Source organism: Aeribacillus sp. FSL K6-2833 (genome assembly GCF_037965815.1).
Lineage (GTDB): Bacteria > Bacillota > Bacilli > Bacillales > Aeribacillaceae > Aeribacillus > Aeribacillus composti.
Genome location: NZ_CP150189.1, coordinates 445,247 through 459,993, shown reverse-complemented (window position 1 = coordinate 459,993; position 14,747 = coordinate 445,247). Strand labels below are relative to the sequence as shown.

Annotated in this window: 9 protein-coding genes and 1 pseudogene; 4 read left to right on the top strand and 6 right to left on the bottom strand. The window is 37.6% G+C overall.

Annotation, left to right across the window (positions count from 1 at the left end; genetic code table 11):
- Positions 1 to 899: 899 nt before the first annotated feature.
- A complete protein-coding gene (locus tag NSQ94_RS02405) occupies positions 900 to 2,429 on the bottom strand; it encodes a malate:quinone oxidoreductase (RefSeq protein ID WP_339193401.1) in 1,530 nt (509 codons plus the stop codon).
- A 917-nt stretch (positions 2,430 to 3,346) separates the two neighbouring features.
- Positions 3,347 to 3,937, bottom strand: a complete 591-nt coding sequence (locus tag NSQ94_RS02400) for a TetR/AcrR family transcriptional regulator (RefSeq protein ID WP_063388770.1) — start codon at positions 3,935 to 3,937, stop codon at positions 3,347 to 3,349.
- A 189-nt stretch (positions 3,938 to 4,126) separates the two neighbouring features.
- Between NSQ94_RS02400 and NSQ94_RS02395 the strand changes: the two genes are divergently transcribed.
- Positions 4,127 to 5,686 (top strand): AMP-binding protein, encoded by a 1,560-nt coding sequence (locus tag NSQ94_RS02395; protein ID WP_339193404.1) that lies wholly within the window; start codon positions 4,127 to 4,129, stop codon positions 5,684 to 5,686.
- A gap of 170 nt (positions 5,687 to 5,856) precedes the next feature.
- Positions 5,857 to 7,164, top strand: coding sequence for an MFS transporter (locus NSQ94_RS02390; RefSeq protein WP_066250135.1), 1,308 nt, complete (start codon positions 5,857 to 5,859; stop codon positions 7,162 to 7,164).
- Between the two features lie 546 nt (positions 7,165 to 7,710).
- Here the strand turns inward: NSQ94_RS02390 and NSQ94_RS02385 are convergent.
- The gene (locus NSQ94_RS02385; RefSeq protein ID WP_066250138.1) at positions 7,711 to 8,589 is read right to left on the bottom strand and encodes a LysR family transcriptional regulator; all 879 of its coding nucleotides are present in this window, start codon (positions 8,587 to 8,589) and stop codon (positions 7,711 to 7,713) included.
- A gap of 215 nt (positions 8,590 to 8,804) precedes the next feature.
- Here NSQ94_RS02385 and NSQ94_RS02380 point away from each other — a divergent pair, with 215 nt between their 5' ends.
- A complete protein-coding gene (locus NSQ94_RS02380; protein WP_094244404.1) occupies positions 8,805 to 10,127 on the top strand; it encodes a short-chain fatty acid transporter in 1,323 nt (440 codons plus the stop codon).
- Between the two features lie 1,374 nt (positions 10,128 to 11,501).
- Here the strand turns inward: NSQ94_RS02380 and NSQ94_RS02375 are convergent.
- Both NSQ94_RS02375 and NSQ94_RS02370 read right to left on the bottom strand, forming a co-directional pair.
- Positions 11,502 to 11,903 (bottom strand): hypothetical protein, encoded by a 402-nt coding sequence (locus NSQ94_RS02375; protein ID WP_144598294.1) that lies wholly within the window; start codon positions 11,901 to 11,903, stop codon positions 11,502 to 11,504.
- Positions 11,904 to 12,137: 234 nt separating this feature from the next.
- Entirely contained in the window at positions 12,138 to 12,611 is a 474-nt protein-coding gene (locus NSQ94_RS02370) for a hypothetical protein (protein WP_094244402.1), read from the bottom strand.
- Positions 12,612 to 12,736: 125 nt separating this feature from the next.
- Here NSQ94_RS02370 and NSQ94_RS02365 point away from each other — a divergent pair.
- Positions 12,737 to 13,023 (top strand): annotated as a pseudogene (locus NSQ94_RS02365) (transposase); the annotation flags it as partial.
- 1,477 nt (positions 13,024 to 14,500) lie between these two features.
- On the opposite strand, the gene NSQ94_RS02360 reads toward NSQ94_RS02365, so the two are convergent.
- On the bottom strand, positions 14,501 to 14,689 hold the full coding sequence (locus NSQ94_RS02360; protein WP_158640208.1) for an IS3 family transposase: 189 nt from the start codon (positions 14,687 to 14,689) through the stop codon (positions 14,501 to 14,503).
- Between the last annotated feature and the right edge of the window lie 58 nt (positions 14,690 to 14,747).

Genomic DNA, 14,747 nt, shown 5'->3' with positions numbered 1-14,747 from the left:
CCGCAAGAAATATTCATCTTTTTTCAAAACGCTTCTCTATCAATTCATTTAAAAAGATGATGGCCAATAGCAAAGCGCCTGATCCGCAGCACAACATATGACGATATGGCTCCGCTGTCTCCACCAGATGAAAAATTGAATTTCCGGCACACTATCACTATTTAATTGTTTCTCTACTTGTCCGGCTTTCGTATCAGATACTCCATTAGCCAAGATAATATTCATTCATTATTTTAAAAAACTATTTTAATATAAAAGTTCACAACAAAAAAACACACGTTTATGAAGTCAAACGAAATCAGCTCCTAACATGTATTTTTTACGTGACAATATTGTTGTCAATCTTGATAAATAAGTTTAAATTTTATCCAAGACAGGTGTCTTTTTACGAACACAAGTTTTACAATGCTTTTAAGGCTGCGGCAGAGCAAGCTCTTTATTGTCAAAATGGCTTTCCATTCAAATTCCGCATGTGTGTAACACCGTAAGGATAAACTCTTTTGGTTATCATAATAAAACTCCCCATGAAGATAAACAGATTTTTATTTTTTAATCTGTCTACCTAATGGGGAGGCATATCAAAAATCAAAACGTCATTAAAACAAAAAACACATAAACATCAATATATAAACGTTACTAAAACATTAAAGGGGAGGTCTATAAATCGAAAAAACGACTTATTAGACATCCCTCTTTTTTTCGTCGTGACAACAAAAAATTTTTAAAAACGGATTATTTTCAATTATATTCTATTATTCTGCAATTTTTTTATATTATCTCTGCTTTAAAATCATTGACTTATCAGTCTCTTTTCTTTATTATAGAAACAATTATCCACTGATGAAAAGTGGCTGTTTTAAACTTTATTCATTCCACACCTTTGTTTCTCATCCAAGAAATTAGCTATAAACCGGTTCTTTTTCGTTTACACCAGAGATCGGTTCTTGTCCGTTTAGACCGAGCGTCTCTGCTGTTGAAGTATGAAGTTCATGGAAAAGATCCGGGTTTTCCACTAGTGACACACCATAAGAAGGAATCATTTCTTTAATTTTCGGTTCCCATTTATTCAGATGTTGAGGAAAGCATTTTTTAATTACTTCAAGCATTACGTGTACAGCAGTAGAAGCTCCAGGAGAAGCACCGAGCAATGCAGCGATCGAGCCATCTGCAGCCGTAACAACTTCTGTACCAAATTGAATCGTTCCTTTACCGCCAGCTTCAGTATCTTTGATAATTTGCACACGTTGGCCTGCGACGACTATATCCCAATCCTCTGATTTAGCCGTCGGGATAAATTCACGCAGCTCATTCATGCGCTTTTCTTTCGTTAACAGAAGCTGCTCGATCAAGTATTTTTCCAAAGAAAAGTTTTTAAAGGCTGATGCCAACAAAGTTACGAAATTGTGCGGTTTTACGGAAGCAAACAAATCCAAATTTGAACCAGTTTTTAAGAACTTAGGCGAGAAGCCTGCAAACGGTCCAAAGAGCAATGTTTTTTTGTTGTCGATATACCGTGTATCAAGGTGCGGAACTGACATAGGAGGTGCACCAATTTTAGCTTTACTGTAAACTTTTGCATGATGCTGCTCTACAACTTCTGGATTATTACATACCATAAATAATCCGCTTACAGGAAAACCACCAATATGTTTACCTTCTGGAATACCAGATTTTTGAAGCAAGTGCAGACTTCCCCCGCCGGCTCCAATAAATACGAATTTAGCCTTATGGATTTCAACTGAACCGCTATTGAGATCCTTCACTTTCAATTCCCACAAACCGTCGCTTGTGCGTTTAATATCCTTAACACTATGCTTGTAGTATATTTCGACCTCTTTCTCTTTTAAGTAGTCAAATAACATGCGTGTTAAAGCTCCAAAGTTAACATCCGTACCTGAGTCGATTTTGGTTGCTGCGATCGGTTCATTCGATGTACGTCCTTCCATTATAAGCGGAATCCATTCTTTCAGTTTTTCCGGGTCATCAGAAAATTCCATTCCTTGGAATAATGGATTGTTTGATAGCGCTTCAAAACGTTTCTTTAAATATCTCACATTATTTTCCCCTTGGACTAAACTCATGTGGGGCAGCGGTCTGATGAATTCCTGCGGATTTTGTATTAGATTGTTTTTTACAAGGTAAGACCAAAACTGTCTGGAAACTTGGAACTGTTCATTAATTTTTATAGCTTTGCTAATATCAATAGATCCATCCGGTTTCTCGGGTGTGTAGTTAAGCTCACATAGTGCAGCATGCCCCGTTCCTGCATTATTCCATTCATTAGAGCTTTCTTCTCCTGGTTTGTTGAGCTTTTCAAACACTTTAATTTCCCATTCCGGCGCTAATTCTTTCAACAGTGTCCCTAAAGTCGCACTCATAATTCCGGCACCAATTAAAATAACGTCTGTGTTAGTTTGTCTGCTACTCATTTTTCCCCATCCTTATCCCCCAATATTTGTAGAAAGGATGCAGGCGACCTGCCTAATTCAAAGCTCTACATGGCTTTCGCCACACGCCTTTTCTACAACAGTTATATCTTAATTATAGTATATCATTATTTAAGTATAGTTCATTATTAGTATTTCTAATTAAAGTCCATCACGATTATTTATAGATTTACAGATTCTATATCAACTTTATACAACCAGACCGCTAAAATTAATTTTTTCTTGAAAATGAATCATTTTACTCCACCAACATATCCTATTATTTACCAATCGCCAGATATCACCTGAACGAATGAGATGTGCTGTTTAAATAAGAGTTTCTACCGATAAAGAAGATCAAAAAAGAATCCATAAGCAGTCAAATAGAGCTCTTTATGGGATATATCTTGGTTAAAGGGGGATATCGAAAATTTTTACGTTGATGCAAACGCGAACAGTTGCACAAAATAAAACAGATAAATCATATCTTCAAACAACAGATGATGAACATGTCACTCAATTATAAAATCAGTCACTTATTCTGCCTCCCAAAATAGATAATTTGAACAAACAGTTCCAATTGTTTTTTTAGGATTTATTCCTTTGTTTGCTTATCTTGCCAGCAGTGATGATGTTCTGTCATTTTTTGGCGTGGTTTTTCACTCTATGCAAAAAAACACAAATTTTTACATATAGGATGTATGTTTGAATTTGATCATTTAATATTAAGTCACTTTACAGAGGAGCGACCACATAAAAAATGAGCCACTTGATTTCCCAATTTTCAAAACCTCTCTTATGATTGGAAGTGTCAGAACATTCAAACATAAGAGAGGAAGAAAAGGATGATCAGTATGGCTCAATTTCATATCAAGGATAAGTAATTTCCTATGATCCTGAAGCTCTAGTAATTTTTTGAATCAATATTTTTCAATTCCTTGAAAAACCGCTTGAAGCATCTTTTCAATCTCGATGACCGGATCTAGTTCTTTTTCGAAAATAAACCAATCATATAAAGTTCCCCGCATGCACCTGGAAATGATCATGGCCAGCTCTTGTATTGAAAAATCTTCGGTGAACTCCCCTTTTTCCTGTCCCTCTTGTAAGTAATTTTCAAGAATGTGATATAATCTTCGATTCGTATCCGCCAGAAACTTGGCGCTTTGGGGATTCATATAAATCGTTTGCATTAACTCTTTCCCTAAATCGTTTTTCAAATACTTCATTTGTGTGATGGAAAGACGTATAATTTTTTCCTTAGCAGATAAATCATTCGGCAATGTTTTGCAAAATTCATCATAAAAGTTATCAATTTCCTTAAACTTTTCCAAAAAAATTTCTGACTTCGAAGCAAAATGCCCGTAAAAGGCTCCCTTCGACGTTTTGCTTTTCTCGACGATTTCATCCACAGTGACTTGGTTATATCCTTTTTGACTAAACAGCTCCAAAGCTGTTTCCAAAATTCTTTTTTTGGTTTTAAGCGCTTTTTTTTGCTTTGCATTTAATGTCATAAAAAAATCCCCTTTTTTCCTAGCTCAACTTGTCTTTTATTATATCTAATGGTCTTGGAAAACCTATTATACAAAATATTCTAAATTAACAAAATATTATTGACAAATCAAATGTATTGAAATAAACTATGGTCTATAAAGACTACAGTCTATTTTTTATGTAAGCGTTTACTATAGGGGGTGAAATCTATGGATATTATTGGAGAAAGAACGATAATCGATTTGCTTCATGAAAAATGCAGGTTGCACGGAGATAAACCATTTCTTGTCTTTGAAGATAATAACAAAAAAACCACCATGTATACTTATCAGACGTTTTTGCAAAAAGTGAATAAATTCAGCCGAGTACTTTTGGATTTAGGGATTCAAAAAGGCGACCGGGTTACTCTCCATCTTCCAAATGGTTCTGACTTCATTGTCTGCTGGTTTTCATTAGCTAGAGTCGGTGCGGTTATGGTACCAACAAACATCCTCTCGACTGCAAATGAAATGGAATATTACATCGCCCACTCGGAATCGGTTCTCCTAATTACAGAAGAGGGGTATTTGGAAAAGTTTCAATCAATTCAAAGCAAATTGCCAAATCTTAAAAAAATATTGTTAAGCCGCTGCAAAAATGATCTATACAAAGAAATAAGCATGGATCATTTAATTGAAAAAGCAGAGGGAGACATTCCTCCTATATCCCTCAAAAGCGATGATATTGTCTCCATCATGTATACTTCGGGAACAACTTCTAAGCCGAAGGGATGCATGATTACTCATGCCAATTATCTTTATACTGGCGAGGCTGTTTCGAAGACCCTGAACTTTACCCCAGAAGACAGGGCTTTGATCGTACTTCCTCTTTTTCATGGCAATGGCCAATACTATCTGTTTATGCCTGCCTTAACCGTTGGAGCAAGTGTTGCCATCACGGAACGGTTCAGTGCTTCCCAATATTTTAAGCAGGCAAAGAGATTGCATGCAACAGTCGGTTCATTGTTTGCAGCTCCCATCCGCATGATTTTAGCACAGCGTTTTGATGAGGCAGACAAAGAAAATCCTCTCCGCTTAATCATCTTTGCCCAATCGGTCACGCCTGAACAACTGCAGGAATTTGAACAAAAATACAATGTACCGCTGTTGCAGCTATACGGAATGACAGAAACTGTAGCACCGCCATTAATGAATCCATTATATGGGCAAAAGGATAATACCGGAATCGGAAAGCCCATCCTCAGCGCCGAAGTCAAACTTGTGGATGAAGCGGGAAAAGAAGTACCGGTCAACAAACCCGGTCAGATCATTGTAAAAGGCATTCCGGGGCGCACTATTATGAAAGGGTATTTCAAAAATGAAAAGGCAACCAACGAAACTATTCAAGACGGCTGGCTGTATACAGGGGACAACGCCATTATGACAGAAAACGGTTATTTTTACTTCGTTGATCGGAAAAAGGATATGATCAAACGTGCTGGAGAAAACGTAGCGGCAATGGAAGTAGAAAATGTAATCATGGAACATCCGGACGTGTATGAAGCCGCTGTCATCGGCGTGCCTGATGAGATGCGGGATGAGGCCATTAAAGCGTTTGTAATTTTAAAAGAAGGCAGACAAACGACGGAACAGGAGCTGATTGAACATTGCCGGAACCGTCTTTCAAAATTTAAAATACCGAATACCATCGAGTTTGTGAAGGACTTTCCTAGAACGTCTGTCGGAAAAATTCAAAAACATTTGTTGAGGAAATCCGAAAATGTACTTTAAAATCATTCAATTTACCTTTATGAACCTGCTTTTCCAACATGTTAAACCTCGGAATGTCGTTAATGAAATTCCGCCGTTCCAGTGCAAGCGATAATGAAATAACCGTGAATTCCCTCAAAAAGAGAATTTGAATTTGATTATTAGATATGTGAGATGAGGGGTGTATTTTTATGAACAAAATCCGTATCTTGTTTGCCAGCTTATCAGGGTCTGTCATTGAATGGTATGATTTTTACCTATATGGTACTGCTACGGGACTTGTGTTTTCATTTCTATTCTTTCCAAGTCATGATCCGGCTGTAGGACTATTACTTTCTTTTGCAACCTTTGGAATTGGCTATGCAGCCAGACCTATCGGCAGCATTATCTTCGGTCATTTTGGTGATAAGATGGGAAGAAAGGCCGCTTTAATATTTACACTTATTGGAATGGGCGGAAGTTCATTTTTGATTGGTCTTCTTCCTACTTATGAGCAAATTGGTATTTGGGCGCCGATTATACTCGTCCTTTTAAGGCTCATCCAAGGTATTTCCCTTGGGGGTGAATGGGGTGGAGCTGTTCTGTTGGCCACCGAATATGCCCCGAAAGGCCTTCGCGGACTGTATGGCTCCATTCCCCAGTTAGGTGTACCCATCGGTTTAGTTCTCGGTTCATTAAGCTTAACGGTTATTAGTTATTTTACTTCTAATACACAATTTTTGGCATGGGGATGGAGGATTCCGTTCTTATTTAGTGTCGTTCTGATTGGACTCGCACTCTGGATCCGAAGCGGAATTGAAGAGACTCCTGCCTTCAAACAACAAAAGGAAGCTGGAGCAATTGCGAAAATACCATTTTTGGAAACGTTCAAAACGAATTGGAAAAGTGTTTTGCATGCTATCGGTTTAAAAATTGGGGACGGATTTTTCAATGTATTCTTAATGTCATTTATTCTTTCTTATTCTACGGTGTACTTGGGGTATTCCAACCAAGTGGCACTAACAGCCCTTACCATTGGCTGCGCAACTATGATTATCACCATTCCGGTTGTAGGATACTTGTCTGATTATATTGGTCGAAAACTTATTTATATTGTCGGATTAATTTTATTGTTTATCTTATCTATCCCTTATTTTTCATTGGTTGACGAGGGCGCTTCCTGGTTATACATCATGCAAGGCGTGATGCTGGGAATCATCTGGGCATCGATTTTCGCAACACAGGGCACCTTATTCTCCGAATTATTTCCGGCAAAGGTTCGCTACACAGGTTTATCCTTCGGGTATCAAGTGGCAGCCGCCATTGTTGGTTTCGGTCCGATGATTTGGACAACAATGGCCGAATCCTTCGGTCCTTCCCCATGGGTCTTTGGCGGATTTATGATGGGAGGCATTATATTATCCCTTATTTTAAGTCTGTTAGTTCCGGATACGAGAAAACGTTCGTTATACGATCATCATATTGAAACAGCTGAAAATAATTTCAGCATAAAACTGTAAGGTAAAATAAGATTTCTATCCTTCCACGGGGTACCATAAATTATTGAATGAGGTTACCCTGTTTTCATTTTTAAATAAACTCGTTTGGTATATCTATGTGTGGGGCCTAATTATGGTGTGAATGCCTCTTACGCAGTTGCTAGAAACGAAAAACTCAAGGGTGGATCGACACTCCCTGAAGGAAAGGGGATGCCTTGACATTATTTGAATCTCTCATGCTCGCTATTTCCTCTGGGGGTGGATGGACCAATACTGTCTTTTTTAAAAAAAGTAATCCGCTCTTGAGTTGGCGGCTCAGAGTGGATACAGTTAGTGCCGCTGAATCGGCTGGTCCCCCTGACAGAGAATCGTTTAAAGACGGTTATCAATGTTCGTCGTATGGATAACTTTTTCATTCACCACCAATTTATATGTTTATTATATCTTTTGTACAAAAAATGAAAGACTGCAGCCAAGGAATTTCCGTCCTAAGGTACTTTCCATCATTAGGAAACGGTTTATTTATTCATTGAAATACAACGTTACTCGAAATGGAATGTATAGATTTCACTTTTCTTGTTCCGTAAGCATCTCCAGCAATTTTTTCAAAGCAAAGGAGCGGTACCGACCCTTTTTCGTGATAATACCAAGATGCCAAAGAACCTTTTCTTTCAAGGGAATAATAACAATATCCGGATTATTTTGTTTTCCGCCTATCACTTTCGGCAGCAATGTGATCCCCATTTTTGATGAAACAAGCTCCAAAATTAAATCCCATTGGGAACTTTCATAGGCGATATTCGGGGTAAAACCAGAATTTTTGCAGGTGTTAATAATAAATTCATGCAACGTAAAGTTTTTTGCAAATAATATAAAGCTTTCCTTCTCCAATTCTTTGACGGACACCCTTTGTTTGCAGGCCAGAGAATGATCCTTGTGGATAAAAAGGACAAATTCATCCGTAAAAAAAGAAGAAATGTGAAAAATGGATTCATCCACCGGCAGAACCACAATGCCGACATCAATTTCCCCCTCTTCTACCAGCTGCTCTACCACCCTTGCGCCAACCTCCACCAACTCCAATTTGACATTCGGGTATTGTTGATGGAAGTTTCCGGCAATGGAAGGGAAAAACAACGTTCCAATAAGGGGAGGAATGCCGATTTTAATTTCTCCAATGGCGACGTTTGCCAGTTCATCCAGCAGCATTTTCGTTTCTTCCAAAATATTCATTAACTTTTTTCCCTGTTCATAAACAACTTTTCCTGCATCCGTCAATTGAATATGCCTCGTGGATCGTTCCAATAGTTCCATATGAAATTCCTCTTCCAGCTTTTTCACGGCTTTACTTAATGACGGCTGGGATAAATAGGAGTGCTCCGCAGCTTTTGTAAAACTCTGATGATTGGCCACCTCAATAAAGGATTGAATGTCCCGAAGTTCCATCGAATCCCCCTTTTTATTCCCAAATGTAATAAATAAGATTCATTTTATTTATTTTACTTTACCTTTTGTCCCTGTGTAAACTTTTATGTAAGCGGATGCAAAAAGGAGTTTTGAAAGCGATTCCATTATGTACTCATTTACTTGCTCTTATTTTTTAACGGAACCGGTGGAAAAAACAAACAGAATTTATTATTTGCTAAAGGGAGGAGAAACCATTGAAGACACTTACATCCTTTTTCAACCGGGTGGTGCAGCGTTATTTGCCTGATGCCTTGCTGTTCGCCATTATTTTAACGTTTTTAGTATATTTATTAGGTGTTTTCTTTACAGACAACAGTCCAGTGGACATGGTCACCCATTGGGGTTTAGGTTTTTGGGATTTACTGGAATTTACCATGCAGATGACCCTTGTGGTTGTAACCGGCTATATATTAGCAAACACTCCCGTCATTAAAAGGTTTTTGGCGAAAGTAAGCACCTTTGCACGCACCCCTGCCCATGCCGTCATGCTTGTAACCATTGTTTCATTAATCGCCTGCCTGATTAATTACGGTTTCGGGCTGGTGATCGGCGCTTTGTTTGCCATACATGTTGCCAAGCATGTTCCATCCGTCGACTACCGTATTTTAATTGCCAGTGCATACAGCGGATTCCTCATTTGGCACGGGGGATTTTCCGGTTCGATCCCACTTACCATTGCAACCCCGGGCCACTTTTTGGAGGAATCCATGGGTGTGATCCCAGTGACGAAAACCCTTTTTAGCCCGACAAATTTATTTATTGTTATTGCCCTTTTGATCACCTTGCCGCTGTTTAACCGTTATTTGTTAAAAAATGCAGAGAGCCAGCTCGAAGATCGAACGAAATGGGTGATTCCAAATGAAGAAGCAGCAGCAGTAGAACATGTGACACCTATGACACCAGCAGAAAAATTGGAAAACAGTCGGACAATATCCCTGATCATCGGCATTATGGGAATTGCATTTATTGTTTATCATTTTGCTGTAAACGGATTTAACCTAAACATTAATATCGTCAATTTTATTTTCCTTTTCCTTGGAATTTTGCTTCATCAAACACCGAAAAGGTTTCTGGATACGGTAGCGAACGGCGTTAAAAACGCCGGTGGGATTATCATCCAGTTTCCCTTTTATGCTGGAATTATGGGAATGATGATTCATTCAGGATTGTCTGAGCAAATCGCATTATGGTTCGTCAGTGTTTCGACCGAACAAACCTTGCCTTACCTCTCCTTTCTTAGTGCTGGCTTAATCAATATCTTTGTTCCATCCGGGGGCGGGCAATGGGCGGTTCAAGGACCGATTATGATTCAGGCAGCAATGGAATTGGGAGCAGATCCGGCCAAAACAGCAATGGGGGTAGCCTGGGGAGATGCTTGGACAAATATGATCCAGCCGTTTTGGGCGCTTCCCATTTTAGCGATCGCAGGCCTCCACATCCGAGATATTATGGGATTTTGCGTCATGATTCTAATTTTCAGTTTTATCCCGATCTCCATTGGATTTCTGCTGTTTTAAAGCTTCAGTTGTCCCATAACAAAAATTTTCCCAATATTCTATGTTTTACAAACAAATCCCAAGAATGCTGTTATGACGCCAGCATTCTTGGGATGGTTTTTTTTAAAGTTTATCAAAAACTATCATTTGCTTTTAATCCTTTTTTGTTCCTTCTCCGTTTGACAGGATTGACGGTTTCCCGGGTGTTTTGAAAATGGTTCCCTTTTTATTGTTCCAATTAGGAACATGATCGTTCCAGCATTCTTGTCTAATGATGGGACTGGATGCATATTTTCTTGTAAAAAATACTCCCACTTTGCTGTTTCTCCTAAAAAAATGTTGCCGTGCTTGCTGTGCTGTGCAGAAGGTTACTATCTCTCCCGTTAGATACTGAGGATGAATCGAATCCCGGCCGATGAGCTTTTTCAAATAATTTTTGACATAATCCAATTAAAGAAGACCGTTTTGTGTCCTGAATTTGTGCATTACAAAACCAAATCTTTCACAGCCAACTCAATCATTTTCATTTTTTCCTCATTCATCATTTTCTTCTCCTTCTAAACTATTGGATAATTCCAATTTCAATTTCCTATTGAAAACGTTAATAATAGATAAAAAGATCGGTTCTATCACTCAAAAACCGTAAACCAGAAAAAATCACCATCTCTTTTTTCATAGAGGAGAAGAAAAATTAAGAGAGAATCGCAAAAGGGAAAGCCTATTGCATTTTATAGAAACCTATTCGCAAAAGACATATCAGTTAAACGATGTGTCTTTTTTTCAATAATCTGCCTCCCAAAACACAAAATAGATAATTTTAACAAACAGTTCTAATTGTTTTTTGAATTTGTTCCTTTGTTTGGTTTTCTCGCCAGCAGTGGTGTGATGTCTGTCATTTCTGGACGTGGTTTTTCACTCTATGTCGAAACAAACTACTAACTTCTATATATAGGGTCTATGTTTCGGTAAATCCGTTTTTTGTCACAAAAAGGGAGAAAATACAACAAAGAAACTCCTGACTCATAGGAGCAGGAATTGTTTTTGTCATTGTTTGACAGAGTATTTTTCTAAAAAAGATTGTACAGCCAGTAGAGAATTCTCGAAGCATATTTTACGCAATCAATGCAGGAGTGGATCGAAGCCTGTAGAGATAGGCTGCGATGTGATGAAGCAGGAAATTCTCATAGAAACGTGGAGAAGCACGCCACTTTAGTGAGTGGTGTGAGGTTCCACCGCGGTAGTAAACTGCTAATCCATTTCCAAAAAGCTACTTTCAGATAAAAATCGAAAAAATATAAAAGCAAGTGGAGAGAAACGCATTGTTTTTCTCCACTTGCTTCATTTTAGGGACTTATCGGACACCCCCGCCCGAAAATTGAATAGAAACTGGTGAGATTAAACAGATACGCTGAATGTACTTCCCGATGAGATGGCAGCACCATCGATAGTATTGCCTTTCCCATAATATGCCTCGCGCCATGCTTCAACGTATATTGCGCTAAACTCACTAGTTCGTGCCATTTCTGCTTTTGTCATCACCATTGTCCAACCATTATTTTGTGAATAATGGGCAATGACATTATTACCTGCATCTTTGAACTCCACAAAGGATATTCGGCCTTTGCCGGCAAAACTTTGGGATGCTTTTGCGATAATACCTTTTCTATCTGGAGACACAACGGAAATATAGCTTTTCATAAGATTTCTGTAGCCCGCAGATTCACCGCCACAGATACCTTTGGCGGCATCTTTTTTTGCCTGTTCAATAATAGCCTCTCTGAATTCTTCTTCACTCATGGCAGGGGCTGTTTTCGTGCAGAAATCGAACCTGGTAAAGTCAGGGGACGGAAAGCCATTCATCCGCAGCCTATTGTCAATTTTTGTTCCAAGCAATATATTGATTAAGTTGACATCTAATGGTTTTATACGACTTATTTTCCATTCACTCCTTTGCATAGGATTTCGCCAGATACTTTGCTGGAAAATATCTGGAGATAACCACTACTTACCTATCCGGGTTTAAGATGTTGTTTAGTAGTTGTAGTACACCGTCAGCTTTATATTTTTATATGTTTTATAACCGGGAGACAAACTGCTGACGTTGGTTCCCGTATAGTAAAGTTGATATGTGCCATTCGCAAGCGTGCCAATCAATCCTGCAGAAATTTCTGTTTTGTTACCAGATCCCCATGGTGCCGATGTCCATCCGGAAATGTTACTGGTTGTTATATACAATCTGTTTGACAGGATTGCGCCAGAATACGACATCGTGTTACAATCAGCAACGACCTTTGTAATGACCGCATCTGCCGGTAATCCGGAGACATTAATTGTAGCAATAGACGAGGAACCACTCTCACCCGGGTCAAGATACAGACTCATTGAACCGATTGTTCCAGAGGATGAGGTGAATGTTTTCGATGACGAAGCGGCGAATGCGGTTGTTGTCATGAAAAATACTACGACCATCACAAGCAATAAACTGATTAACCTCTTTGCTTTCATATGAGCACCCCCTTTCAAATGTTATTTTTGAGGATTCACCAGCCCATAGAATAATTGACCCTCATTATATATATCGTCCATATATTACCATTATTTACACAAAATTTCATATTTGTCACTTACACGTACCACGACATCGTAATGGCAAATTTAGTACCGATCTCTTTGAACGCTATCAGCATAGCGAACAAGCATTATTGCTTGCAATGATGGAAATAGTGGTAAACGGTGTTTCAACTCGGAAAGTACAAAAAATTACAGAACAATTATGTGGCAAGAAATTCTCGAAATCCACTGTTTCAGCCCTTTGCAAAAAACTAGATCCTTTAGTCCATGAATTTAGAATGAAACCCCTACAAACTCATTACCCTTTTTTAATTGAGATGCCTTGTATCTTAAAGTGCGGGAGAATAATCCAATTCATGTCCTATGAATCCTTAATTCTTTCTCTTTTTCATCAAGCTAATTTAAGTAAAGAAGAATTGTTCGATTTGATTGAAAAGCAATCGTGATCAATCAAGAAATATTCTATATAGTTTGAACGGAAACTCTTTTCACACACCCATTCCCAACCAAAAATTGGTTGAATGGATTAGCCAACAAATAATCAAAATACAATTTTAAAAGTTCCTGTCCTTTCATGAGGCAATTCCTGAATTTTCTTCATTGACTAAATCGAAATAAAAGCAGAGGGAGCTCCGAAAATCTTTACGGATTTCCGGCTCCCTCTGCTTAATTTTTCCCTCAACACAATCTCTTCCAAGCACTCCCACATGACGGCCCTTTTGTTTTTATCTTTGATTATATTTTCTTTTAGAAACAAGGAGTAAGCCGATCATCCATGCTGATCAACAAATGATTGAATATTGAAGTAGCCGTATTTGGCAATACAATAACATAATTCATAAAAAGAAGACCTATTATAATTCTTTTTTTAAAACCATCTTCGCCACACATTCCACATGTCTTGAGTGGTAATCGCAGATAAATCGATTTAGCAGTGTTTACCTTAAAATGGTCAACTTTTAATCTTACCGGTTTACTTCTAAATACCGGAGTTATATATTTATTAATGTTTTCAATAATAAGGTCTAATGCTCTTTTTAGTAACAAAATTAATATAAATAGACAAAATTTCACTAAACAGGTTCGTAAATTTATTACTCAGTATTTCTTTTATCAATTTTTTAGTTTTCTTTACAGATTCCTCCTTTTTCTGTTTCCTCTTCTCTTTCTTTTTCCTTATATGTGTAATGACCCCTTCTTTCATTCTAGCTAAAATAAAGTTTTACTACGAAACTCATATTTTTTACTTTTTTCCTATTTTCAATTGTACTTTTGACTATAAGATGCTGTGAATTGTAAACGTAAAATAATTTCCACCTATTATGGAGGGGATCACTTAGCGCTTAGTTTAATCTACATTTTAAGGTTATTATTTTTTGGAGTAAAATATTTTATTTCAAGCTGTGAATAGTTTTGTACAGCAAGTTATTGACTTATTAAAATTCCCTTTGTCCCTCTACCTTCAACATTTCCTTATCTATAATATCTACTAATTCTTGACTACTATATATACATAACTACCTCTTTATCCTCGTCTTCAATTTGTATTTCAACTTGAATTCGTATTTTTGTCTGTTTTCCTTTATAAGTCACATCAAAGGTTCCAAACTCTATGAGCTTATTATCTTCATTTGTTCTTTCTATTTCCTCTTGAATCAATTTAATATCTGATATTAGGTCAATAAAGTAGACACAAAAATTTATAAACTTTTTTAGCAGCTAGCGCGCTATCGCTTGGTGGTCTTTTAAAAATAATTACGACGTTTCCTAATTATTTTTAAAAGGTAAATTTTCTGGTCTAACTATTCTATATAATATGTTCATTAAGCTCCCTTTTTATAGTACATACGTTCGTATTCGGATGGCGAAAAATACTCTGTTGCGGAGAGAATACGTTTATTGTTGTAAAATATTTCTATATACTCAAATATGCTCTTTTTTGCTTCCTCCAAAATATAACGAACAGTTTGACGTTTAAAGTCTTCCTCGTACCGCCTTTGTTTTTTTGTCATGTAGAACCTCATTTTTTAGTCTATTATTAGTGTCTACTTTTTAGTCTAACATCAGTTA

Bases quoted from the DNA above. Each gene is read 5' to 3' on its own strand.
- NSQ94_RS02405 (WP_339193401.1), bottom strand. From the start codon at position 2,429: ATGAGTAGCAGACAAACTAACACAGACGTTATTTTAATTGGTGCCGGA.
- NSQ94_RS02400 (WP_063388770.1), bottom strand. From the start codon at position 3,937: ATGACATTAAATGCAAAGCAAAAAAAAGCGCTTAAAACCAAAAAAAGA.
- NSQ94_RS02395 (WP_339193404.1), top strand. From the start codon at position 4,127: ATGGATATTATTGGAGAAAGAACGATAATCGATTTGCTTCATGAAAAA.
- NSQ94_RS02390 (WP_066250135.1), top strand. From the start codon at position 5,857: ATGAACAAAATCCGTATCTTGTTTGCCAGCTTATCAGGGTCTGTCATT.
- NSQ94_RS02385 (WP_066250138.1), bottom strand. From the start codon at position 8,589: ATGGAACTTCGGGACATTCAATCCTTTATTGAGGTGGCCAATCATCAG.
- NSQ94_RS02375 (WP_144598294.1), bottom strand. From the start codon at position 11,903: ATGAGTGAAGAAGAATTCAGAGAGGCTATTATTGAACAGGCAAAAAAA.
- NSQ94_RS02370 (WP_094244402.1), bottom strand. From the start codon at position 12,611: ATGAAAGCAAAGAGGTTAATCAGTTTATTGCTTGTGATGGTCGTAGTA.
- NSQ94_RS02360 (WP_158640208.1), bottom strand. From the start codon at position 14,689: ATGACAAAAAAACAAAGGCGGTACGAGGAAGACTTTAAACGTCAAACT.